Genomic DNA, 23,212 nt, shown 5'->3' with positions numbered 1-23,212 from the left:
TGTTTACTGTGGAAACCCAGTGGGGTCCTGGAGACAGGATCCCTTGGGGACCATTCTACCCCGGCAAGAATTTTTTCGCACTTGTCAGATGCAGCAATTGACGGGAACGACGCGAATGGATTGAGCCGTCAGCGGATTTTATCCGGGATTGCGTGGGGGTGTCGAGGGAATTTACGACAAGCGCGATAACAAACGGGGTGTTTGCTTCGTTGAGGGAAAGGAGGACTCACCCATTATGGCTACCTGGCGGCAGGACATCACTTATGCGTTTCGGAGATTGCGGAAGTCACCGGGATTCGCGGCGGCGGCGGTGCTGTCGATTGGACTGGGCATCGCGGCGAACTCGACCATCTTCTCGATGGTGAGCGCGTTTGTGCTGAAGCCGGCTCCGGTGGGGGATCCAGCGACGCTGCTGAGTCTGTATACGCAGCACAAGGGCGATTGCTGCAGTGAGTTCTCGCATCCGCTGTTTGAGGACGTGCGCGACCAGACGAAGTCGTTTGAGGGCGTGGCGGCGTATTTCCCGCTGATGCCGGCGTCGATTGGCGGGAAGGGCGAGCCGACCCGGGTGTGGGGACAGGCTGCGTCGGCGAACTATTTCGAGCTGGCGCGGCTGCGGATGCCGATGGGGCGAGGGTTCCTGAAAGGCGAAGAGAAGGCCCAGGTCGTGGTGTTGAGCTACGGATTGTGGCAACGGCGGTTCGGAGGGGATCCCTCCATTCTCGGCGCGGGGGTGAACCTGTCGGGCAAGCCGTTCACGGTGGTGGGCATCACACCGGCCGGTTTTCGAGGGTTGGACCTGGGGTTGAATACGGAACTGTGGGTTCCGCTGGGGACGGTGGATCAGTTGATGCCGAAGCTGCCGGAGCGGAACAGCCGGCATTCTTCCTGGCTGATGGTGATGGCGCGGGTCAAAGCTGGGGTGAGCCGCGAGTCCGCGCAGGCCGAGTTGACAGGCTTGGGCGCTCGCATTGCCCAGTTGTATCCGAAGAACGATGAGGGGCTGGGGTTCCATGTCGAGCAGGCCGGCACGATGATGCCGAATCTCAAGAAGGGCGTGACGCTGTTCCTGGGGGCGCTGAGCGTGGTGGTGCTGCTGGTGCTGTGCATTGCGTGCGCGAACGTGGCGAACCTGCTGCTGGCCCAGGCGTCGGCGCGGCAGAAGGAGATGGCGGTGCGGCTGGCGCTGGGCGCGACGCGCGGACAGTTGATCCGGCAGATGCTGGCGGAAAGTACGATGCTGGCGCTGGGCGGCGGGCTGTTCGGGGTGGCGCTGTCGTTGTGGTCGACGCAGGCGCTGTCGTCTTTTAAACTGCCGATTCCGTTGCCGGTGGATTTGCGGGTGGGGGTGGATGCCCAGGTTCTGTTGTATACGTTCCTGCTGAGCGTGGGGACGGGTTTGCTGTTCGGCCTGGCTCCGGCGCTGGCTGCGTCGCGGCCGATTCTGGCGAGCGCGTTGAAGGGAGAAGACGTGCTCGCCCGGCCGGGCCGGCGGTGGACGATGCGGAATGTGCTGGTGGTGGGGCAGGTGGCGATGTCGCTGACGCTGCTGTGCGCGACGGGGCTGTTCCTGCGCAGCCTGCAGAGCGCGTCGAATATCGAGATCGGATTCCGGTCGAAGGGGATCCTCATGATGGCGGTGGATCCGCGCCTGCACGGTTATTCGCCGGAACGAACCAGCCAGTTTCTGGAGCAGATCCGACAGCGAGCCCTGGGGCTGCCTGGGGTGACCTCGGCGGCAGTGACGGATATTGTGCCGTTGTCGATTGGCGGTACGACGAATGGCATGCGCCCGGAGGGGCGTCCGGAGAAGGAAGGCGAATCCAACACCAGCGTCGATGTGTATATGGCCTCAGCCGGATATTTCGAGACGATGGGCATCGCCCGGGTGGCGGGCCGCGACTTCGCGAACGAGTCGCCCACCGCGCCCAAGGTGGCTATCGTGAACGAGACGCTGGTGAAGAAATTGTTCGCTGGTGAGAATCCGGTGGGGCAACGGATCGTGGGTGGCGGCGGCGGACCTTACGAGATCATCGGCGTGGTGAAGAACTCGAAGTCGCGGACGCTGGGTGAAGATCCGAGGGCGATGATGTACCGCGCGGTGTCGCAGGAGGCCGGGACGGATGTGTCGTTCATGGGGTACTCGGTGATGGTGCGGACGAATGGCAATGCGGCGGCGCTGGCGCCCGCGCTGCGGCGGGAGATCCAGACGCTGGATCCGAATATGGCGATTTTCAATGCCGAGAGCATGGAGGAGCATCTGCGCAATGCGCTGTTCCTGCCCAGGCTGGCCGGGACGCTGTTTGGGGTGTTCGGTGGGGTGGGGCTGCTGCTGGCGGCGGTGGGGTTGTATGGGGTGATGAGCTACTCAGTGAGCCGGCGGCGGCGGGAGATCGGGATCCGCATGGCGCTGGGCGCGCAGGCGGGCAACGTGCAGGGCATGATCGTGAAGCAGGGTCTGGTGATGACGGCGATCGCGACGGTGGTGGGGTTGGCCGCGGCGCTGGCGAGCGCGAAGCTGGCGGCCGGGATTCTGTATGGTGTGGAGCCGCACGATTTGACGACGTTCGTCGCCGTGCCGGTATTCCTCGCGAGCGTCGCACTGCTGGCGAGCTGGATTCCGGCGCGAAGGGCGGCTAAGGTGGATCCGATGACGGCGCTGCGGTACGAGTGACACGTCGGGTTTCGGACCCCTGGTGGCCGCTGCTGGAACGTGGGTGCACGCGGGGGTGGGGACGTTCTGGTCTGTCCACTCGGGTAGCTTCGTTTGGGTTGGAGACGTAATCGTCTAGGACAGACGAGAACGTCCCCTCAGACCAGTTCCTTGATTCGGATATTGCGGAACCAGACTTCGATGCCGGGGCCGGCGTGCACCTGTAACGCGATCAGGCCTCGATTGAGGATGCCTCGCTCGGTTTCGGTATAGTCCACTGTTCGCATGCCGTCCAGGGTGATGGTGATGTGGTTGCCCAGGGCCTTGACCACGTAGGTGTGCCAGCCGTTCTTGTCGAGCCTCTCGATGGCCGGGGCGGGGGCTTGCGCCAGGATTTTGCGGCGGCGCGATTCGTCGTAGAGACAGCCCCAATACTGCTGGCCGATGTCGGCCTGGTAGCCGAAGAGCTCGTGCGGCTGCAGGTCGTTCACACTCCGGAACTGCACTCCGCTGTTGCCTTCGCCGTTTAATAGACGGAACTCGAGCGCTAGTTCGAAATCCTCGTAGGTGTCCTTGGTTCGCAGGAAGTCGTTCCACTTGAGACCCGTGTGTTTGCCCACGATCATGCCGTCGCGGACGCTCCACAGGCCGGGCGTGTCCTGGATCCAGCCGTCGAGGTCGCGGCCGTTGAACAGCGGAAGCCAGGCGCCGTCGGCCGGCGGAGTGGTGATGGCGTGTCCACTGCGAATTGCCTCGTTGCCCCAGTGGGCGGCGTTGGCCGCGTCGACCGAGGACTCCACTGGCGCATTGGGCTGCTTGCGCGTCTTGATGCAGTCCATCCAGTTCAGGACGTGATCGATCGTGCCCTCTCGTTTCGCGTCGACGGTGAGGGTGGGCTGGCGGACGTGGGTTCGTTTGTCGTCGACACCCTTCTCCGGATAGACCTCGATGAAGGGGCGGGTGAGGCGGAGGGTGCCCTCCGTACCTCGGAAGAGGATGCCGCCATCTTCCATGCCAGTGACCATGGTGCTGACGTAGGAGACCTGGAAGTTCTTGGGGTAGATCAGTTCGACGCTGACGGTGTCGGGGCATTCGTACCAAGGGATGAGGAAGCGGGAGCCCTGGCCGCGGGCCTCCGTGGGTACGCTGTCACCCATGATCCAGTGGACCGTGTCGATCCAGTGGGAGAAGAGGTCTGTCAGGGTGCCGTTGCCGTAGTCCCAGAACCAGCGCCACTGGCTGTAGCGCCAGGGATCGAACTCGCGCGGGCAGGCGTTGCCGAGGAACTGCTGCCACTCCAGCTTGGAGACGTCGATGCGCGGCTCCTCGCGATTCATGTAGTTCTGGTTCCACCAGGTGAGCACCTGGGTGATGGTGCCGATGCGGCCGTCCTGGATCAGGTCGCGGGCCTGCGCCATGTGCGGATAGCTGCGCTGCTGGTAGCCGACCTGGACGATGCGGCCGGATTTGCGGACGGCGTCGATGACGGTGCGGCCCTCTTCCACGGAGTGGGTGAGCGGCTTCTCGACATAGACGTCCTTGCCGGCGGCCACGGCCGCGACCGTCATGGGGACGTGCCAGTGGTCGGGCGAGCCGATGATGACGGCGTCGATATCCTTGCGGTTGAGCAGTTCGCGAAAGTCGCGGTGGGCGTCGCCGTTGGCGTTGAGTTCCTGTTTCGCCTTGTCGATGCGCGGCTGATAGATGTCGGCGAACGCGGCGATGTCGGCGTTGCCGAACTCCTTGGCATAGCGGGCCACGTAGGTGCCGCGGCCTCCGGCGCCGACCAGGCCCACGCGCAGGCGATCGTTGGCGCCCAGGATCCGCGCATAGGACAGCGCGCTGCCGGCGGCGATGAAGCCGCGTCTCGTCAGATTCCGCATACCCACCTCGCTTGGCGGACGGTCTTAGTCCGCGTCAGACTTCCAGCCGAATTCCTGGTAAGACGCCAGCGCGGCTTTCACCGTGCGCATATGGAGCGTCACCGTATCTTCCAGTTTGCGGGCGTAGCCGCCGGCCAGGGTGACGGCCACCGGCACATGCTGGCGGAGCGCGGCGTCGAACACCACGCGATCGCGCAGGTAGAGGCCTTCCCTGGTGAGGGAGAGCCCACCCAGCTTGTCATCATAGTACGGGTCCGACCCCGCCACGTAGACCACCAGGTCGGGCCGGAAGCCGCAGACGGCGGTGTCGTAGGCAGATCGTAGTTTCTCCAGGTACTCCTGATCGCCGACCCCGTCGCCGAGATGGATATCCACCGTGGAGGGCGGCTTCTCAGTGGGGTAGTTGTTGAAGTGGTGGATGGAGATGGTGAAGACCGAGGGGTCGTGCGCAAAGACGGAGGCGGTGCCGTTGCCGTGGTGGACGTCGCAGTCGATCACCAGGGCTGTCTTGATGAGGTGTTCCTGCTGCAGGACGCGGACCGCCACGGCCATGTCGTTGATCGCGCAGAAGCCTTCCCCGTGTCCCGCGAAGGCGTGGTGGAAGCCGCCGCCGATGTTGAAACCGATGCCGTGGATCAGGGCCTGGCGCGCGGCGAGCAGCGTGCCTCCGGCGGCGAGGAAGAAGGCCTCGACCATCTTGCGGGAGTAAGGCACCTCCAGCTTGAGGATCTCGTGGTAAGTGAGTTTGCCGCTTTGGAGTTTGGCCACCCAGTCGGGCGTGTGGACGAGTTGGAGCTGCTCGACCGTGGCCTGTTCGGGCGTGAGGAAGTCTTCCGGTCCGGCGATGTACTCATCAATGAGGCAGGCGCGGATCAGGCGGTACTTCTGGGAAGGGAAGACGTGTGCGCCGAACTTGAGATCGTAGCCGTCGTGATAAACCAGGGGGAACGGCAGCATGGTCAGGCGCCGGCTTGCAGCGCGGTGAGAATCCCCAATCGATAAATATCCTCGCCGGTGCAGCCGCGCGAGAGGTCGTTGGCGGGTTTGAGGAAGCCCTGGAAGAGGGGGCCGGTACAGATGGCGCCGCCCAGGCGTTCCACGAGTTTGACGCTGATGTTGGCGGAGCCGACGTCGGGGAAAATGAGCGTATTCGCCTTGCCGGCTACGGTGGAGCCAGGAGCCTTGGACTGGCCAATGCTCAGGATGAGGGCGGCGTCCGCCTGGAGTTCGCCGTCGATGTGGAGATCGGGCCGGCGCGCTTCGACGATGCGGCGGGCTTCCTTGACCTTCTCGGCCAGGGGGTGTTTGGCGCTGCCCTTGGTGGAGAAGGAGAGCAGGGCGACGATGGGTTCGACGCCGATGACGTTGCGGGTGGTTTCGGCCGTGGCGATGGCGATGTCTGCGAGCTGGGTAGGCGTCGGGTCGATCATGAGGGCCGGGTCGGCCATGGCGAGGACGCCGTTTTCGCCGCACTCCTTGGCATGGGTGCAGACGATCATGACGCCGGAGGCGGTTTTGATGTCGTGGCGCATGCCGATGGTCATGTGGGCGGCGCGGAAGGTGTCGGCGGTGGTGGTGGCGGCTCCGCCGACGAAGCCGTCGCCGTCACCGGAATGGACCATGAGCCCTGCGAAGACCAGCGGGTTGAGCGCAATCTTCTCGCACTCGGCCATGGTGATGCCGCGCGACTTGCGGCGGTCGTGCAGGATGGCGGCGTACTCTTTCAGCTTCGGATTGTTCTCCGGCTGCTCGACCACAACGCACGACGCGATGTTGCCCTTGGGCCGGCCCATGAGGATGGGAATGACCAGCTCTTCCCGGCAGAGGCGGGAGGCGGCCTCGATGACGCGCGGGTCCTCGCCCTCAGGAAAGACGATGCGTTTCTTCTTGAGCTGGCGGCGGAGCTTCTCGGTCTGCCGGCCGAAGTACTCTTGTGCGGAATCCGGAACCTGCATGAACCATCTATTCTATCCTTGCCGGGCCGTGGTGCTCGCATGGGTGCGAAGCCGGTACAATCAGATGAGGCCGTCCGCTTTCCACTTCGGATCGCCGCGTACTTCTAATCATTCGAGAAGGGAATTTCCATGCGTAAGAAAGTTACGGTCGTAGGCGCTGGCAACGTTGGCGCAAATTGCGCGTTGCGCATTGCGGGCAAGGAGCTCGCCGATGTCGTCCTCGTCGATGTGGTCGAAGGCGTCCCCCAAGGCAAAGGCCTGGACATCCTGGAATCCGGACCGGTGGAAGGCTATGACGTCATGGTCACCGGCGCCAACAGCTATGAGCCGACGGCCGATTCCGACATCGTGATCATCACGGCCGGCTTCCCGCGCAAGCCCGGCATGAGCCGCGACGACCTTCTGCTGGCCAACTACGAGATCGTGAAGAGCGCCACGGAGCAGGTGGTCAAGTATTCGCCGAACGCCATCCTGATTCTGGTGACGAATCCGCTGGATGCTATGTGCTGGGTGGCCCAGCAGGTTTCGAAGTTCAGCCGGAACCGTGTCATCGGCATGGCCGGTGTCCTGGATACGGCCCGCTACCGCACGTTCATCGCGATGGAGCTGGGTGTGTCGGTGGAGAACATCACCGCGCTGGTGCTGGGCGGCCATGGCGACACGATGGTTCCGATCGTCAGGCTGACCACGGTGGGCGGCATCCCGATCACCGAACTGCTGCCGCAGGAGCGGATCGACGCGCTGGTGCAGCGGACGCGCGACGGCGGCGCCGAGATCGTAAAGTACCTGAAGACGGGCAGCGCGTACTACGCTCCGTCGGCCGCGGCGGTTGAGATGGCCGAGTCGATCCTGAAGGACAAGAAGAAGGTGCTGCCCTGCGCGGCGCTGCTCGAGGGCGAGTATGGCTACGACGGTCTCTATGTCGGCGTGCCCTGCAAGCTGGGTTCGAATGGTATCGAGAAGGTCTACGAAGTAAAGCTGGAAGAGGCCGAGAAGGCCCAGCTCGACAAGAGCGCGGCCGCTGTGAAGGAGCTCATCGAGGTCCTGAAGCAGAAAGCCGGCATGTAAGTTGCTGGATGACAGGCCCGTCCGCAATCCTGCCGGAGAGCAGGTGTGGGCGGGCCTGCCGGCAGATGCGGAGCTAAGGGTTCCCCTCCGGCAAGCCGATCGTATAGAATACATTGTCCATACGGACAGTTGTTCGGAGGTTCCGCCTTGGATGAACATATGTTGCGCATTGTCAGCGGTGTTCTCGCCGTTGCTTGCGTCGTAATCATCATTCTGCGCCGCCGAGCGAAACAACAACGCGACCAGAAAGACGACTTCTAAGAACAGTTTGAGCCGTTAGCCGCCTGGCAGCCGGCGTAGCGCTGCCCTTGCGAGAAACCAGACAGCCGACCAGACTCTCCATGCCTCCAGCCCCTTCCAAGAAGGAACCCGCTCCCCAGATCGATCAGAAGAAGGCCTGCTTCGCGCTCGAAGTGCGTCCGTCCCCCATTCACCGTTGGGGAATCTACGCCAAGGAGCCGATCCCGAAAGGCCGCAAGATCATCGAATACACGGGTGAGAAGATCAACCGGAAAGAGACGAACCGCCGTGCCGATGGTCCGCTGAACTACCTGTTCACGCTGACCAGTTACTGGACGATCGACGGCAGCGTCGGCGGCAGCGGAGCACAGTACATCAACCACTGTTGCACGCCCAACTGCTACGCCTGGATCCACAAAGGCCACATCCTCTATATGTCGGCCCGGGATATCCAGACCGGCGAAGAGCTCACCATCGACTACCGGTTCGACCACGACGTCGCGGCTGTGCCCTGCGCCTGCGGAGCACCAGGCTGCCGCGGCACGATCAACCTGAAGAAGGAACCGAAGGTCCGCAAGAAGGCGGCGCGGACGGCGAAGAAGAAGACCGTGAAGAAGACGGCGAAGAGCGTCAAAACCACGGCGAAGAAGCGGTCCAGGTAAGCTGGCCGTCCCGTTCCAGCGCAAGCAGCCGGTTGTACTTCGACAACCTGGATGAACGGGTAATCGATCCCACCTTGATCTGGCCTGCGCCGGAGGCACAGGCGAGGTCCGCCAGGAAGTTGTCCTCAGTCTCGCCGCTGCGGGCGGAGACAACGGCGCGCCACCCGGCCTGGGCGGCGAGTTGGAGTACCTCGAAGGTCTCGGTGATGGTGCCGATCTGGTTCATCTTCACCAGGACGGCGTTGGCCGAATGGTTGGCGATGCCCTGTCGGAGACGGATGGGGTTTGTTGTGAAGAAGTCGTCTCCAATCAATTGCATACGGCCAGCCAGCCGCTGCGTGAGCCGGGCCCAGCCGGCCCAGTCGTCCTGATCGAGGCCGTCTTCCAGGGACCGGATGGGATATTGGCCCGCCCAGTTTTCATAAAGGTCAATCAACTCATCGACTTCCAGCGTGCGACCCTCTGAGCGCAGGACATAGCGGCCGTCCTCGTAGAAATGTGATGAGGCGGCGTCGATGGCGATGGAGACTTCGTCGCCCGGTTTAAAGCCTGCATTTTCAATCGCCTGGGTAAGGATGATGAGGGCTGCCTCGTTGGACGGAAGCTGCGGGCCCCAGCCGCCCTCGTCGGCGACGCCGGTGACGAGATAGCCGCGATCGTCGAGGATCTTGCGTGTTTCCCGGTGGATGGAGACGATGGCGTGAAGAGACTCGGAGTAGGTGGGCAGGCCGTGGGCGACGGCCAGGAAATCCTGGAATTCCACCTGCCGGCCGGCATGCAGGCCTCCGGAGAGGATGTTGACCATCGGCAGCGGCATCGACGGCTTTGTACCGTGTTGACGTGAAAGGGTTTGCCAGAGCGGCTCGTGATTGGTCAGGCTGACGGCGCGGGCTACGGCGCAGCTGATGCCTAGGATGGCGTTGGCGCCCAGCCGGGCTTTGGAGGCGGTGCCGTCGAGTTCGATCATGCGGCGGTCGAGGGCGGCCTGGTTGGTGGCATCCATGCCGGTGACGGCCGCGGCTAACTCCGTTTCGACGTTCCGGCAGGCTCGGGTTACCCCTTTGCCTGCATAGCGTTGCGGGTCGCCGTCGCGGAGTTCAACGGCCTCGTGGCGGCCGGTGGAGGCGCCGGAAGGGACCTGGGCGGTGGCGGCGACGCCGTTGCTCAAGGTGGCCTCGACCTCGAGGGTGGGGACGCCGCGGGAGTCGAGGATCTGCAGGGCGCGCAGCCTGGCGATGGTTAAGCTCATGAAAACACTCTTTCGAAGGCGCCGGCGGCGGAGGCCGGAGGGGTGAGGATCAACTGCCGGGCGGCGTCGCGGACCTGGTCGCGGACGGACTCGGTGGTCAGGTATTCGGCCGGGGATTTGCCGTCGACCCGGGCCAGGAGGAGACAGCCGAGATGGCGCATGGCGGCGGATTCGAGCCAGGGGTGTTCCGGGCCGGTGGTTTCGAGCAGTGCGCTCCAGAAAGCGGACGCGGCGGCGGCGTAGGCGCTCCGGCTTTCGCGTCGGTGGAAGGCTTTCAGGAGGAGATGGTTGGTGAGGAAGGCGGCGTCGAAAGAGGGATCGCCCCAATGGACCACCTCCCAGTCGATCGTCATCATCGATTGACCGGTCACCAGCAGGTTCTTTGGGCTGAAGTCGCCGTGCACGAGAGAAACGTTGCGCTGGGCGGATTCCTGGATTAGCGCGGCGAAATGATCGGCGAGGTGGGGATGCCTGGCGGCGGTGCTGCGGTAATACGGGTCCACTCGCAGCTCGTGAAAGACCGTCTGGTCGCCATAATCGGAGCGCCACTGCGGATGCCGTCCACTTTCGCGGATCCAGGTCCCGAGTAAGTTGCCGGCTCGGGCGGCGAGGTCAAGGTTGACTTCGCCTTGGAGCAGCGGCGTCTTCCAGGGCTGGGCTTCTTCCGGAGCGGCTTCCATGGCGAAGAGGAAGTTCTCCCGATCCTCCAACAGGATGGCGGGGACGCTGCCGGGCGGGAGCAATCCTGCCAAATCGCGCATGATTTGAGATTCGCGGAAGATGCGGTCGCGGCGGCAGAGCCATTCCTGTTCGACCCGCAGCCGCTCGAGGGATTGTTTGAAGACGCAGTGGAGGCCGGGTGCGCGCACGAGCAGCACGTGATTGGAGACACCACCGCCCAGTGATTCCACGTGGAGGTGGTCGGGATCGAGCGACAGTCTGGCGGCGATCCAGCTCTTGGCCAGGGGTGAATCGAGTTCCAGCAAGCTTCGACGATTGTACCGGAACCCGCTGGCGCGAGTTACTTCCGCAGGAAGCTGAACAGGCTGGACAGCGAGGACGTCTTGGGCGCCACGCTGGTGGCTTCCTTGCCGGAGAGCTTTTCGGCCAGGGCCATGAGGCTGCGTCCGACAGCGGCTCCGGGCGGGATGGGCTTGCCTTCCACGAGAGCCTTTTGCACATCCTCATAGTCGCTGGGGATGAGGTGGTAGACATCGCAATGGAGTGCGGCCTCGATGACGTCGCGGCTGAGGCCGATGTCCTTGTGGTAGCGATTCACGAGGATGCGGATCTTGGAACGGTCGACGCGATTGCGGTCGAGGTAAGCGAGAGAGCGTTGGGTGGCCTGCAAAGCCGGGAGTTCGTTGGTGGTGACGAGGAGCAGTTCGTCGCAGAGCCGGGCCAGGGTGAGGCTCCACTGCCCATACGCGCCATTGCAGTCAAGAATGACGACTTCGTACATGGAGCGGGCGAAGTCGATGATGGCGGCGGCATTGTAGTTCTCGTCGATGCCATGGACGGGCTGATCTGGGGCGAGCGCGACATCCACGCCTCCGGCGGACTGGACCATGCCTTTCCAGATGTCTTCGTCCAGTTGGCCGCCTCGAGTGAGGGCCTCCATGAAACTGTACGTCTGCTTCAGCTTCAGTTGGAAGGAGATGGTGCCGGTGAGTGGGTCGAGGTCGGCGAGCAGGACCTTTTTAGTGCCGAGCTTGCGGTAGTAATGAGCGAGATTGCAGGCAATGGTGGAGGCGCCGCAAGCGCCTTTGGCCGGCATGACGCAGTAGACCTTGGCGTTTGCCAGGCCCTTGCCGCGATGCTGGGCGGAGAGCCGCTCCATTGCGGAGATGAAATGCTCGGCGGTGAGGGGCTGGAACAGGAATTCCGTGGCGCCCTGGCGAAGTGTGCGCAGGATAAACTCGGAGTCGTTGCCGGCATGCAAGGCCACGATGGGCAATTTGGAATCGAGCATGGAGAGGTCGCTGAGCAGCGCGAGCGCCCACTCCCGATTGGTCTCGACATCGACAAAGCAGAGGTTGATCCCCTGTTCCTGTAAAGCGTCGCCCAGCAGGGCCCGGGTGGGATATTCCTTGAGTTCAATCGCGGGCGAGAACGGGACGTGCTCCGCCAACAAAGGAGTGAGTTCCCCACTCAGTTTCGGGTTGGGGCAGATGACCAGGATTTTCCATTGGCCGAAATTGTGACTGGTCGAGGAGGCGGACATCAAGATCCCTTCTGAGGCTAGACCTTACATAGGACCTATCGGTAATTGAAACGGAAAACTTGAGAGGGTTGCCCCCCTCATGGGACTAAGTTCCCAGAAGACCGGTCCAGCAAACAAAGCTGGCGCAGCGGATGTAGGCCGGCTGACTGGTTGAGGAGCGGAGTTCGATTCGCAAGTTGTTCCTATGACTCAAGGTAACTACAAAAGTAGTGTTGGATTGTGCGAGACCCAGCCTGCCACGGCCGAGGGGATCAGGGCACTATTGGGCGGCAGTGAGGATCTGACCTGCCGGTGGGCGGTGCCGAATCTACTGGTTGGCCTGCAACTGGCACGGCAGCAACCCGTGCAAACCCTCGTGCTGGACAAGGGCTTCGGGCAGCAGGCGGTGATTTCCGCGCTAACGGAACTGCGGGAGTCGATGCCGGATGTCGGCACCATCGTCTGGGGCAATTCGATGAACGAAGCGGAAGCGCTGCGGCTTCTGCAGGCGGGTGCTCGCGGGCTGCTGCGGAAGACGGCGGACTTGGCCACGATCCTGACGTGCATCCGGGCCGTTTCCGATGGGGCCACCTGGATGGAAGACTGCGTATTCCGGGATACGACGCGGCACGAACGGCCGAGCCGGAACGACCTGACGATGCGGGAGCAGCAGGTGCTCGGGCTGGTGGAGCAGGGCATGAAGAACAAGGAGATCGCGCTGGAGTTGGGCATCCGGCCGGGTACGGTGAAGATCCACCTGAAGCACATCTTTGAAAAGACGGGGGTCCATGGCCGTTACGGGCTGGCGCTGAATGGGATGCGGATCCGTGGCGTGATTCCGGTCCAGCCGGCCGTGGGGTACTCGCCGCTGGCCTAGGCTTCGGCGGATAGTGCTGGAAAGGCGCGTGATATCCTGACAGACGTGCGTTTCAAGGGGCTTATTTTCCAACTGGCGGCCGTTGCATTCAGCTTGGCTCTGGTGGGCGCGGCGCCACCGGCGGCGAAGCCGAACGCGGGCAAGCCGGCGGCTGAATCCGCGCTGCTAGACATCCTGGCCAAGGAGTTGGACCGGAATTTTCAGGCCCTGAAGTCAAAGGCCGATCCTGCTCCGTACTTCATTTCGTACAGTGTGACGGACGAAGAGAGCAGCGGCTTGACCGCGTCACTGGGAGCCATCCAGACAAAGGGCGTCTATCGCCGGCGATTCCTGGACTGTTCCGTCAGGGTAGGTTCAGCGGAGCTGGACAACTACCATTTGCTGGAAGGTGACCGCCCGCGTTTCGCGGCAGCCGCCAGCATTCCAGTGGAAGACAAACCCGATGCGATTGCCCGCACGGCCTGGCGGGAGACGGACCGGGCGTGGCGGGCGGCGGCGGAGCGGTATCTGCGGGTGCGCAGCTCTTCCCAGGTGAAATCCGGCCAGGAAAAAGCAGCGCCCGACTTCTCGACGGAGCAGGCAGTGACGGCGGTACAGGCGGTGCCGCGCTACAAGTTCTCGGTGGAGGAGTGGACGCCTCGTATCAAGAGGATTTCGAACGAGTTCGGGCAGTTCAGCGGAGTGCTCCGGTCGGAAGTCAGCCTGGCCTTCCGGCGCGAGGTCCGCACGTTTGTGTCGTCAGAGGGCAGCCGGATTCAGCATGGACGCAACTTCTATCGGATTTTCATCACGGCGCGAGCCAAGTCCTATGACGGCAATGACCTGGTCACGACCGACAGTTTTGAAGCGGATGACCCAACGCATCTGCCCAAGGACGACGTATTGCTGGCTTCCGTGCGCAAGATGGCCGACGACCTGGCGAAGCTGCTGAGAGCGGCGCCCGCGGATCCTTACGTCGGCCCGGCGATCCTGTCCGGGCGTGCGGCCGGCGTCTTCTTCCACGAGATCTTCGGCCACCGTGTGGAAGGTCACCGGCAGCGCGATGAGACTGAAGGGCAGACTTTCTCCAGTTCGGTGGGGAAGCCGGTGCTGCCTGAGTTCCTGTCGGTGCGTTTTGACGCGACCAAGAGTTCCCTGGACAGGACCGACCTGAACGGCTGGTATGCCTTCGATGATGAAGGTGTGGCGGCGCAGCCGGTCCAGTTGGTGGAGAAGGGGATTCTCAAGACCTTTCTCATGTCGCGGACGCCGATTCCCGGGTTTGCGAAGTCGAACGGTCACGGGCGCAGGCAACCGGGGCTCGAAGTGGTATCGCGGCAGTCGAACCTGTTCGTTGATTCGACGAACCAAGTCTCCGATGCCGAGCTCAAGAAGATGCTGATTGCCGAGTTGGTGAAGCAGAAGAAACCGTATGGCCTGTACTTCGAGCAGGTGACGGGCGGCTACACAACGACGAGGCGCCAGGGGCTGCAAGCCTTCACGGTGATTCCGCTGGTGGTCTATCGGGTTTATGCCGATGGGCGGCCGGACGAGATGGTCCGCGGCGCGGACATTGTAGGTACGCCGCTGGCCAGTTTTGCGAAGATCATGGCGACTTCCAACCGCAGCGAAGTGTTCAACGGCTACTGCGGCGCCGAGTCGGGCAGTGTTCCGGTGGCGGCCGTTTCGCCGGCCTTGCTGGTTTCCGAGATTGAGATTCAACGCAAAGCCGGGGGCAAGGATCTACCCCCCTTGTTGCCGCGGCCCCGTCCCGACTTGAACCAGGCCGGGCCGGAGGTGATTCAGTGATTTCACGTAGAGGTTGGCTGTGGACTGGGTTAGCGGCATCCTCCCGGCTGCTGGTATCGAAGGCGTGGGCGCAGGACAAACCGGCGGGCGCGGAGCCCGACCCGGCCTGGGCCGCCCATCAGGCGAAATTGAATGCGGCCATGGCGGCGGACCCGATTCTGCGGGCTATGCTGCAGGAACTATCCCGGGTGAAGACGCTCCGGACCATGGGCGAGGCCGTGTACTACGCGGATGTGGCGTTGGATGATGCTGAGTCGTTTAGTGTGTCGGCGATGCTGGGTGCGCTGTTCGAGCCGAATCGGACGAAGATGCGGCCGATGCGGGTCCAGGTGCGCGTGGGTTCTCCGCAGATGGATAACTCAAACTCCATCTTCACGGATTACTACTCCGGTACACGGTATGACGATGGCTCGCTGCCGTTGGATAACGATCTGGTCGCATTGAGGACGCAGATCTGGCTGGCGCTGGACCGCATGTACAAGACCGCGGCCGAGGCGATCGGCCGGAAGCAGGCTGCCCTGCGCGGCGTGACCGTGGCGGAACCGTTGAACGATTTCTGGCCGGCGCCGCGGCGGGCCCTGTTCGAGGAACCCAGGCGAATCAAAGTGGATGATGACGCCTGGAGCAGCCGGGTGAAGGCCTTGTCGGCCGTTTTCCTCAAGTACCCCGGGATCACCTCTTCCAGTGTCGATTTCGAGACGTCGCAGGGGAATACCTACCTCGTCAATACCGAAGCCACGGCCGTGCGGGTGAATGACCGGATTGCGTACGTGCGGGCGAGAGGCTCCCAACAGTGTCCGGATGGAATGGCGGTCTATGACGGGGCGTGCGTAACGTCCCTGGATCCAAGCAAGCTCCCCACGGAGCCGGAACTGCGCGCGACGGTGGAAGAGGTTGCAAAGAACCTGAGTACGGTTGCGGCTGCTCCGGTAGGCGAATCCTATACGGGGCCGGTGTTGTTTTCCGGCCAGGCAGCGGCTCAAGTGTTCGCGGAAGTCTTCAGTTATCAGTTGTGTCCACAACGGCGGCCGGTGACGGAGCCGGGCCGGTCCTATCCGATGGCTGCGACCGAGCTGGAGAGCCGTTTGGGTTCGCGGGTCCTGCCCGAATGGATGGACATGGTGGACGACGCCACCCTGCAGGAATATAAGAAGAGGCCGTTGGTGGGGCATTACGCTGCCGATCTGGAAGGGGTCGCTCCTGAGCCCGTAACCGTCGTGGAGAAGGGTGTTTTGAAGACCCTGCTGACCACCCGGACGCCGGTTCGCGGCCTGACGAAAACCACTGGCCACGCCCGGCTTCCCGGCGGATTTGGGGCCAAGATGGCGCGGACCTCGAATCTGTTCGTGCGGGTGTCGAAGAGTGAGAGTGAAAGTGCGCTGAAGGCGCGTCTGATTGAGATGATCAAGACCCAGAGCAAGCCCTACGGCATGCTGGTCAAGAAAATGGACTTTCCCTCCGCTGGTTCGACTGATGAATTGAGACGGACGATCATGCGGGCCAGCCGTTCGGGCGCCGGCGGGCGTCCGGTGTCCTCTCCGGTGATGGTCTTTAAGGTCTTCCCGGATGGGCGTGAGGAACTGGTGCGTGGCATGCGCTTCCGTTCGCTGGGTACAAGGGCGTTCCGCGACATCGTGGCCGCCGGCAGTGAGGAGTATCAGTTCGACTGGCTCGAGAATGGGGCTCCCATGGCATTGATGGGAGCGGGGAATTTCGTCGTCGGGGCTTCCGTCGTCGCGCCGCCGGTACTGTTTGAAGAGCTGGAGCTGGAGCCCAACACGGACGACCTGCCGAAACCGCCAATCGTTCCGCCGCCGCCTCTGACCAGCAATTGACCCGTCTTTCGGCTTGATCCTCCGGCTCACTTTGCCCCGGTGCGACCGGGCACGATATGGTGTAGTTGCTATTGGATCAAGGTGAGCGACCTACCCTATTTCCCGGCGAGGCTTGCACTGTTCACAGCCGGCTGCCTGATGTCATTCGCGCAGTCTCCGGCCGCCCCCTCGACGCCCCTCACGCTGGCAGACTGCATCCATAAGGCACTGGCGGTGCCGTCGGCGGCGAGCGTGGCTCGAAAAGAGCGCGACATCGCTTCGCTGGAAGTGCGCCAGGCTCGCGCGGGTTTCCTGCCTCAATCCGAGATCACGTCGAGCTACATGTATAACAGCCCCAGCCGGCTGGACCGCTCGACGATGAGTTTCGTTGCGATGAACGGGGTGCGGGAGTTCACGGCCCTGGTCAACGTAATCCAGGAGATCGACACGTCTGGCCGGCTGAGGGCCGACCTGGCCCGTGCGAGAGCGACGCAGGATGCAGCTTCCGCCTCGGCGGCCGTGGCGGAGCGGGATCTGCGGAAAGCGGTCTCGGACGCCTACTACCGGACCCTGCTGGCGCGGCATATCGAAGCGGCGCTGAAGACATCACTGGCAGAGAGCGAAGCCTTCGAACAGAGGGTGAACCTGCTGTGGAAGGGCGGGGAAGCCGCGCGGGCGGATGTGGTGAAGGCGTCCGCGCAGGCGGCGTTCCTGCGGCAGGCGGCGGATACGGCGCAACTCGCGGCGCGGCTGGCGAACCAGGAACTGGCATCGTTCTGGACCGAGGATGTGGCGACGCCGCTGCCGCTGGCGGATGTGCTGGACGATCCGCTGCCGGTGCCGGAGAACGGCGGGCCGCCGGATGCGGCTTACATGCGGCGGCCGGAGTTCCAGCTGTACGACGCGCAGGTGCACGGCTTCCAGGCGGAGTCGCGGATCGCAAAGTCGAACCTGTATCCCAAGTTGAGCGGGCTGTTTCAGTTTGGCGTGGATTCGGTCAGTCCGGCGTGGCAGGACCGCGGCTATCTGGCTGGCGGGACGTTGACGATTCCGGTGTTCGACTGGTTCCGGTCGTTGAGCCTGGCGCGACAGTTTCAGGTGAGGGCCGCGCAGGTCAAGGACAGCCGCAGCCAGGCGCAGCGGGCGTTCTCGGCCGAATACGAAGCCGCGCTGCTGCGGGTGAAACAGATGTACGGGCAGGTGGAGATGACCCGCAACCAGGTGACGCTTTCGGAAGAGGATTTGAAGCTGAGCCGGGTTCGGTATGAGGGCGGCGAAGGCGCGGCGCTGGATGTGGTGACGGCACAGAACCAGCTGGCGCAGGGTCGGACGAACTACTATTCGGCGATTGCGGCGTATTTGACGGCGCGCTTGGAACTGGAGGTCGCAGCCGGGCGATGAGACGCGTGAATAATCGACGAGGCCGGGCCGCGATGCTCGTCATTGCGCTGGTGGTCAGCTCGGCGGCGTGTGCCAGGCACGAAGAGGAAGAGGCGGCCAAACCGCTGGTGCAGGTGGGCGTGGTGCGAGCGGAGCGAGGCGATCTCGAGGTGAGCGTGCAAGCGCCCGCCTCGGTATTCGCGCGGGAACAGGCGAACCTGGCCGCGCGCCTGACGGCTCCTATTCGAGAGCTGAAGGTGCATAAGGGCGATACGGTGGCGGCCGGGCAGGTGCTGGCGCGGTTGGACGACCGCGACCTGCGGGCGCAGCGGGATGAAGCGGCGGCGGCGGTGACGGACGCCCAGGCGACGCTGGAGAAGACCACCGCGTCGACGCTGCCGACGGACATCGAGCGCGGACGCGGGCAGGTGGCGACGGCGCAGACAGCGCTGAACCAGGCGCAGAAGTTCTACGACCGGCGGAAGCAGTTGTACGATCAGGGAGCCATTCCCCAACGGGACCTGGTGATGGCGGAGACGGACTTGGCGCAGGCGAAGACGGCGTATGAAGTCGCCCAAAGGTCGCAGGCCCTGTTGGAGGGGCAGTCCAAGCAGCGCGACATCACCATCGCCCAGAGCCGCCTGGCGCAGGCGAAGTCGCATCTAAATTTGTTGGAGACGCAGCTGCAGTTTGCCGAGATCCGGTCGCCGTTCGCCGGAACAGTGGTGGAGCAGTTCGTGTTTCCCGGCGACATGGCCAAGCCGGACACGCCGATGTTCACGGTGGCCGATCTGTCGACGGCGGTGGCTCGCGCGCAGGTTCCGGCCAGCGGCGCCGCCGGTTTGAAGGTGGGGCAGCGGTGTGTGTTTACGGCTTCAGACCGGCATGACGAGCAGTTGGAAGGGCGGATCACGGTGGTGAACCAGGCGGTGGATCCGGCCCGGCGCACAGTGGAGTCGTGGTGCGAGATTGCCAACGGAAAACGCGCGCTGAAGGCCGGAGAGTTCGGTGAGCTGATAATCGTGACAGGCCAGCTCAAGCAGGCGGTTTGGGTGCCGTTGAAGGCGCTGCAATTCGAGGAAGGGACCCGGAAGGGGACTGTCCTCGTGGTGGAGCAGAAGAAGGCCAAGCGGCGTGAGGTAGAAGCCGGGCCGACCATTGATGGCAAGGTTCCCATCCTCTCCGGGCTGAAGGGCGGAGAGACGGTGATCGTGGACGGCGGCTACGGGCTCGCCGACGATACGGCCGTGGAGATCGCGGCGCCGAAGGCCGAAAAACCATGACCAAAGCGCTGGCCAGCTTTGTGGAAGCACACGGCCGGGCGATGCTTCTGATCGTGCTGAGCTTCGCCGTGGCCGGTGTGTTTTTTGCGTTTCAGCTGCCCATCGCGATCTTTCCGCAGACCGATTTCCCGCGCATCGTGATTCTGGTCGACAACGGGATCTCTCCGGTGGACGTGCAGATGCTAACGGTGACCCGGCCCATTGAGGAGGCCGTGCGGATTGTACCGGGCATTTCGACGATCCGATCCACGACGGCCCGCGGGTCCACTGAGATTAGTGTGTTCTTCCGCTGGGATGTGGACATCCTGAACGCGCTGCACCTGGTGCAGGGGCGCATCGCGCAGATCACGCCGTCGCTGCCGCCCGGGTGCCGGTTTTATATCAATAGGCTGACGTTCTCGGTGTTCCCGATGCTGGGCTACAGCATCACTTCGCCTTCGCGGTCGCAGTCGGAGCTGTGGGATCTCGCGTATTACAATCTGGCGCCGAGGCTTTACAACCTGCCGGGCGTGGCGGAGACGCGCATCGTCGGCGGACGGCCGCCGGAGTACCACATCCTGGTGGATCCGCAGAAGCTGAACAGCTACAACATGCCGCTGACGAAGGTGACCGAGGCGATCCGCTCGTCGAACATCATCACAGCGGCCGGCATGCTGCAGGAGAACTACCACCTTTATCTGACGACGGTCACGGGCCTGCTGCGGTCAAAGGAGCAGATCGAGGACACGGTGGTGGACATGGTGCGCGGCACTCCTGTGACTGTGAAGAACATCGCGGAGGTCGTGCTGAGCGAGCGTCCGGTCTATAACATTGTGACCGCGGATGGGCGGCCTGCCGTGCTGATCAACGTGCTGCAGCAGCCGGACGGGAACGCGGTGGAGATCGCGGATGCTGTGAAGCGCGAGTTTGCGAGCATCCGCAAGACGCTGCCGCCGGATATCCAGGTGAATACGTTCTACGACCAGTCGCTGCTGGTGCGCGATTCGATCAGCGGCGTGGTGGAGAGCATTCTGATCGGCCTCGCCCTGTCGGTCGCGGTGCTGGTGGGGTTCCTGAAGAGCTGGCGGACGACGCTGGTGGCGTCGATTGTGATTCCCATCGCGGTGCTAATCGCTATCGTCTGCATGCGCCTGTTCCACATGAGCTTCAACCTGATGACGCTGGGCGGGCTGGCGGCGTGCATCGGTGTCGTGATCGACGATGCGATCGTGATGGTGGAGAACATCATCGTGCACCTGTCCATGGGCCTGACGCCCGCGGCGGCGGCGCGCAGCGCGATTGAGGAGCTGACCCCGGCGCTGATCGGTTCGACGCTGACGCCGATCATGGTGTTCCTGCCGCTCGTGTTTCTGGGTGGGATTACGGCGGTGTTCTTCCGGGCGCTGGCGATGACCATGGTGACGGCCCTGCTGGCTTCCCTGTTCATTGCGATCTTCTTCACGCCCGTGCTGGCGACATGGTTGTTGAAGAAGCGGGAAGGCGAGGCGGTTGCGGATCAGGAGCAGGCCGAGCAGGCGGGTGAGGGTCGATGGCTGCGCTGGCTGACGGTGCGGTATGAAGCCTCGCTGCACTGGGCGCTGGAGCACGGCGTCATGGTGATGCTGGGCGCGGTGGTCATCTTTGCGGGGACCGTGGGGCTGTACTACCAACTGGGTTCGGGCTTCCTGCCGGAGATGGACGAGGGCGCGTTCGTGCTGGACTACATCACGCCGCCCGGCACGTCACTGCAGGAAAGCGACCGGATGCTGCTCCACATCGAGAAGTTTCTGCGGGAGACGCCGGAGGTGGAGAGTTACTCGCGGCGCACCGGCGCGCGGTTGGCGCTGGCGATTGCGGAGCCGAATACCGGCGACTTCCTGATCCGGTTGAAGAAGGACCGGAAGCGGTCTCTGGAGGAGGTCACCAGTGAACTGCGGCGCAAGATCACGAAGGCGGAGCCTGTGATCGAGGTCGAGTTCCCGCACATCCTGGAGGACCTGGTGGGCGATCTGGCGTGGTCGCCGCAGCCTATCGAGATCAAGATCCATCACGACGACGATAAGGTCTACAAGGACATCGCCAAGCGTGTGGAGGAGTGGCTGCCGAAGGTGAAGGGTGTTGTCGATATTGTGAACCGTACGGTGCCGATCGGGCCGGCGGTGAACTTCCGCGTCGACCTGGAGAAGGCGCAGCGGGCAGGTTTCAAGGTACAGGATGTGGCGGACCTGGAGGAAGCGATTCTCGACGGAGCGCTGGCGTCGAACATGATCCGCGGCGACCGGCTGATCGGGATTCGCGTGCGGTATCCGCTAAAGGACCGCTCGTCGACGGAGAAACTGGAGGCGCTGCTGTTGACGTCGCCGACGGGCCAGACGGTGCCGCTGTCTTCCATTGCACATATCGAGACCGAAGAGGCGACGTATGAGATTCTGCGCGAGAACCTGCGCAACCTGTCGGCGGTGACGGCGCGATTGGAAGGTCGGGATCTGGGGTCGGCCATGGACGAGATCCAGCGGCGGCTGCCGAAAGAGATCGCCTTGCCGGCCGGAACGGACATCGAGTATGGCGGGTTGTACAAGATCCAGCAGGAATCGTTCCTGGGGCTGACGCAGGTGCTGATGGCGTCGATCCTGCTGATCTTCATCATCCTGGTGTTCGAGTTCCGGTCGTTCTCGCATCCCATCGCAATTCTGGCCGCGACGATTCTGTGCGGCTTTGGCGCCATGCTGGCTTTGTTTATGACGAAGACGACCCTGAACATCAGCTCGTTCATGGGGGCCATCATGGTGGTGGGCATCGTGCACAAGAACGGCATCCTGATGCTCGATGCGGAGCAGGAGTTCACGGCGCGCGGCTTCGCGTTGAAGGACGCCATCTTCCATGCGGGCCGGCGGCGGTTGCGGCCGATTCTGATGACAGCCCTGGCGACGATCTTCGGCATGCTGCCGCTGGCTCTGGGAGTTGGGTTGGGTGCACAGATGCTGCAGCCGCTGGCGATTGCAGTGATCGGCGGCGTCACCGTATCGATGGTGCTGTCGTTGCTGGTGACGCCGGTGCTGTTTTACCAGTTGCGCGGGCGCGGGCTGTAGGTGGCCCTGGATTGTGTGGCTCTACAAAACCCAGTCGTGGGGCTGGTAGGGTTCTTCCAGTGCGGTGATGTCTTCCGGGGTCAAAGCTACGTCGAGGGCGGCGATGGCGTCGGTGAGATGGTGCGGTTTGGTGGCGCCCACGATGACGGAGGAGACTACGGGCTTTTGCAGCAGCCAGGCGAGTGCGACTTGGGCCTGGGGGAGACCCTTGGTGGTGGAGAGTTCGGTGAGGCGCTCGACTACGGCCTGATCGGCGGCCTCGGTTCGGCTGTAGAGACGCTGCGAGATGGGATCCGACTGGCCGCGTTTGGTCTCGCCGCGTTGCGTCCAGGGGCGGGCCAGGCGGCCGCGAGCGAGCGGGCTCCAGGGGATCACGCCAATGCCGTCGGCGGCGCAGAGCGGGAGGAGTTCCCGTTCTTCCTCACGGTAGACGAGGTTGACCTGCGGCTGCATGCTGACGAAGCGGGTCCAACCATGCAGGTCGGCGGCGTGGAGCGCCTTGGCGAACTGCCAGGTGCGCATGGTGGAGGCTCCGATGTAACGGGCCTTGCCGGACTTGACGACGTCATGGAGGGCTTCCATGGTCTCTTCGATGGGTGTCGTGTCGTCCCAGCGGTGGATCTGGTAGAGGTCGACGTAATCCATGCCGAGGCGCCTCAGGCTGGCGTCGATCTCGCCGAGGATGGCTTTGCGGGAGAGGCCCTGGCCATTCGCGTCGTTCCGCACTTTCCCGTGGACCTTGGTGGCGATGACGAGTTCGTCGCGGCGGGCGAAGTCCTTCACCGCGCGGCCGAGGAACTCTTCACTGCTGCCGCCGGCGTAGATGTTGGCGGTGTCGAAGAAATTGATACCGGCGTCGAGCGACTGCCGGATGAGCGCGCGTCCCTCCTCCTCATTGACAACCCAGGGGTGCCAGCCTTTGCTGGCGTCGCCAAAGCTCATGCAGCCGAGGCAGATGCGGGAGACTTTGAGTCCGGTTTTGCCGAGTCTGTTGTATTGCATGTTTGAGTCCTGTCCTGACTTTAGTATGCGTTCCGCAAGGGGGCGGCGGTTGCGGCGCTTCCAGTCCGGCCGCGGTTCCAGCTAAGC

General features: G+C 63.4%; 16 protein-coding genes. 9 read left to right on the top strand and 7 right to left on the bottom strand.

All coding sequences use genetic code 11. The features are described from left to right. Positions 1 to 235: 235 nt before the first annotated feature. Positions 236 to 2,674 (top strand): ABC transporter permease, encoded by a 2,439-nt coding sequence (locus tag IRI77_RS19545; protein ID WP_194446715.1) that lies wholly within the window; start codon positions 236 to 238, stop codon positions 2,672 to 2,674. 137 nt (positions 2,675 to 2,811) lie between these two features. On the opposite strand, the gene IRI77_RS19540 is transcribed toward IRI77_RS19545, so the two are convergent. The 3 genes from IRI77_RS19540 to IRI77_RS19530 are packed head-to-tail and all read right to left on the bottom strand — an operon-like array spanning position 2,812 to position 6,491. Then, entirely contained in the window at positions 2,812 to 4,536 is a 1,725-nt protein-coding gene (locus IRI77_RS19540) for a family 16 glycoside hydrolase (protein WP_194446714.1), read from the bottom strand. Between the two features lie 24 nt (positions 4,537 to 4,560). Then, positions 4,561 to 5,493 carry a histone deacetylase family protein gene (locus IRI77_RS19535; protein ID WP_194446713.1) on the bottom strand — a complete coding sequence of 311 codons (933 nt, stop codon included), beginning with the start codon at positions 5,491 to 5,493 and terminating at the stop codon, positions 4,561 to 4,563. A gap of 2 nt (positions 5,494 to 5,495) precedes the next feature. Next, on the bottom strand, positions 5,496 to 6,491 hold the full coding sequence (locus IRI77_RS19530) for a phosphate acyltransferase (protein ID WP_194446712.1): 996 nt from the start codon (positions 6,489 to 6,491) through the stop codon (positions 5,496 to 5,498). A 129-nt stretch (positions 6,492 to 6,620) separates the two neighbouring features. Here IRI77_RS19530 and mdh point away from each other — a divergent pair, with 129 nt between their 5' ends. Both mdh and IRI77_RS19520 read left to right on the top strand, forming a co-directional pair. After that, positions 6,621 to 7,559, top strand: a complete 939-nt coding sequence (mdh, locus tag IRI77_RS19525) for a malate dehydrogenase (RefSeq protein WP_194446711.1) — start codon at positions 6,621 to 6,623, stop codon at positions 7,557 to 7,559. A 341-nt stretch (positions 7,560 to 7,900) separates the two neighbouring features. Continuing rightward, a complete protein-coding gene (locus tag IRI77_RS19520) occupies positions 7,901 to 8,461 on the top strand; it encodes an SET domain-containing protein (protein ID WP_194446710.1) in 561 nt (186 codons plus the stop codon). Here the strand turns inward: IRI77_RS19520 and eno are convergent. The 3 genes from eno to IRI77_RS19505 are packed head-to-tail and all read right to left on the bottom strand — an operon-like array spanning position 8,430 to position 11,934. After that, positions 8,430 to 9,710: a phosphopyruvate hydratase gene (eno, locus tag IRI77_RS19515; RefSeq protein ID WP_194446709.1), complete on the bottom strand. Its 1,281-nt coding sequence runs from the start codon at positions 9,708 to 9,710 to the stop codon at positions 8,430 to 8,432. The two genes, IRI77_RS19520 and eno, sit on opposite strands and share 32 nt — an antisense overlap. Then, complete coding sequence (locus tag IRI77_RS19510; protein ID WP_194446708.1) at positions 9,707 to 10,696, bottom strand: phosphotransferase family protein; 990 nt, start codon at positions 10,694 to 10,696, stop codon at positions 9,707 to 9,709. The genes eno and IRI77_RS19510 overlap by 4 nt, the downstream gene beginning before the upstream one ends. A 35-nt stretch (positions 10,697 to 10,731) precedes the next feature. After that, positions 10,732 to 11,934 carry an AAA family ATPase gene (locus IRI77_RS19505; protein ID WP_194446707.1) on the bottom strand — a complete coding sequence of 401 codons (1,203 nt, stop codon included), beginning with the start codon at positions 11,932 to 11,934 and terminating at the stop codon, positions 10,732 to 10,734. 184 nt (positions 11,935 to 12,118) lie between these two features. Between IRI77_RS19505 and IRI77_RS19500 the strand changes: the two genes are divergently transcribed. The 6 genes from IRI77_RS19500 to IRI77_RS19475 all read left to right on the top strand — a co-directional run bounded on the left by IRI77_RS19500 (position 12,119) and on the right by IRI77_RS19475 (position 22,123). Continuing rightward, on the top strand, positions 12,119 to 12,790 hold the full coding sequence (locus IRI77_RS19500; RefSeq protein ID WP_194446706.1) for a response regulator transcription factor: 672 nt from the start codon (positions 12,119 to 12,121) through the stop codon (positions 12,788 to 12,790). A 45-nt stretch (positions 12,791 to 12,835) separates the two neighbouring features. After that, entirely contained in the window at positions 12,836 to 14,578 is a 1,743-nt protein-coding gene (locus IRI77_RS19495; protein WP_194446705.1) for a TldD/PmbA family protein, read from the top strand. Then, on the top strand, positions 14,575 to 16,413 hold the full coding sequence (locus IRI77_RS19490) for a metallopeptidase TldD-related protein (protein ID WP_194446704.1): 1,839 nt from the start codon (positions 14,575 to 14,577) through the stop codon (positions 16,411 to 16,413). Before IRI77_RS19495 ends, IRI77_RS19490 begins: the two co-directional genes overlap by 4 nt. 81 nt (positions 16,414 to 16,494) lie before the next feature. Beyond that, positions 16,495 to 17,793: a TolC family protein gene (locus tag IRI77_RS19485; RefSeq protein WP_194446703.1), complete on the top strand. Its 1,299-nt coding sequence runs from the start codon at positions 16,495 to 16,497 to the stop codon at positions 17,791 to 17,793. A gap of 5 nt (positions 17,794 to 17,798) precedes the next feature. Continuing rightward, positions 17,799 to 19,055: an efflux RND transporter periplasmic adaptor subunit gene (locus IRI77_RS19480; protein WP_194446702.1), complete on the top strand. Its 1,257-nt coding sequence runs from the start codon at positions 17,799 to 17,801 to the stop codon at positions 19,053 to 19,055. After that, complete coding sequence (locus IRI77_RS19475; RefSeq protein WP_194446701.1) at positions 19,052 to 22,123, top strand: efflux RND transporter permease subunit; 3,072 nt, start codon at positions 19,052 to 19,054, stop codon at positions 22,121 to 22,123. Before IRI77_RS19480 ends, IRI77_RS19475 begins: the two co-directional genes overlap by 4 nt. A 21-nt stretch (positions 22,124 to 22,144) precedes the next feature. Here IRI77_RS19475 and IRI77_RS19470 read toward each other — a convergent pair whose 3' ends face one another. Beyond that, positions 22,145 to 23,125, bottom strand: a complete 981-nt coding sequence (locus tag IRI77_RS19470) for an aldo/keto reductase (protein ID WP_194446700.1) — start codon at positions 23,123 to 23,125, stop codon at positions 22,145 to 22,147. Positions 23,126 to 23,212: the final 87 nt, after the last annotated feature.

Origin of the sequence: Paludibaculum fermentans (genome assembly GCF_015277775.1) — a bacterium.
Lineage (GTDB): Bacteria > Acidobacteriota > Terriglobia > Bryobacterales > Bryobacteraceae > Paludibaculum > Paludibaculum fermentans.
This window is presented reverse-complemented; position numbering and strand designations above follow the sequence as displayed.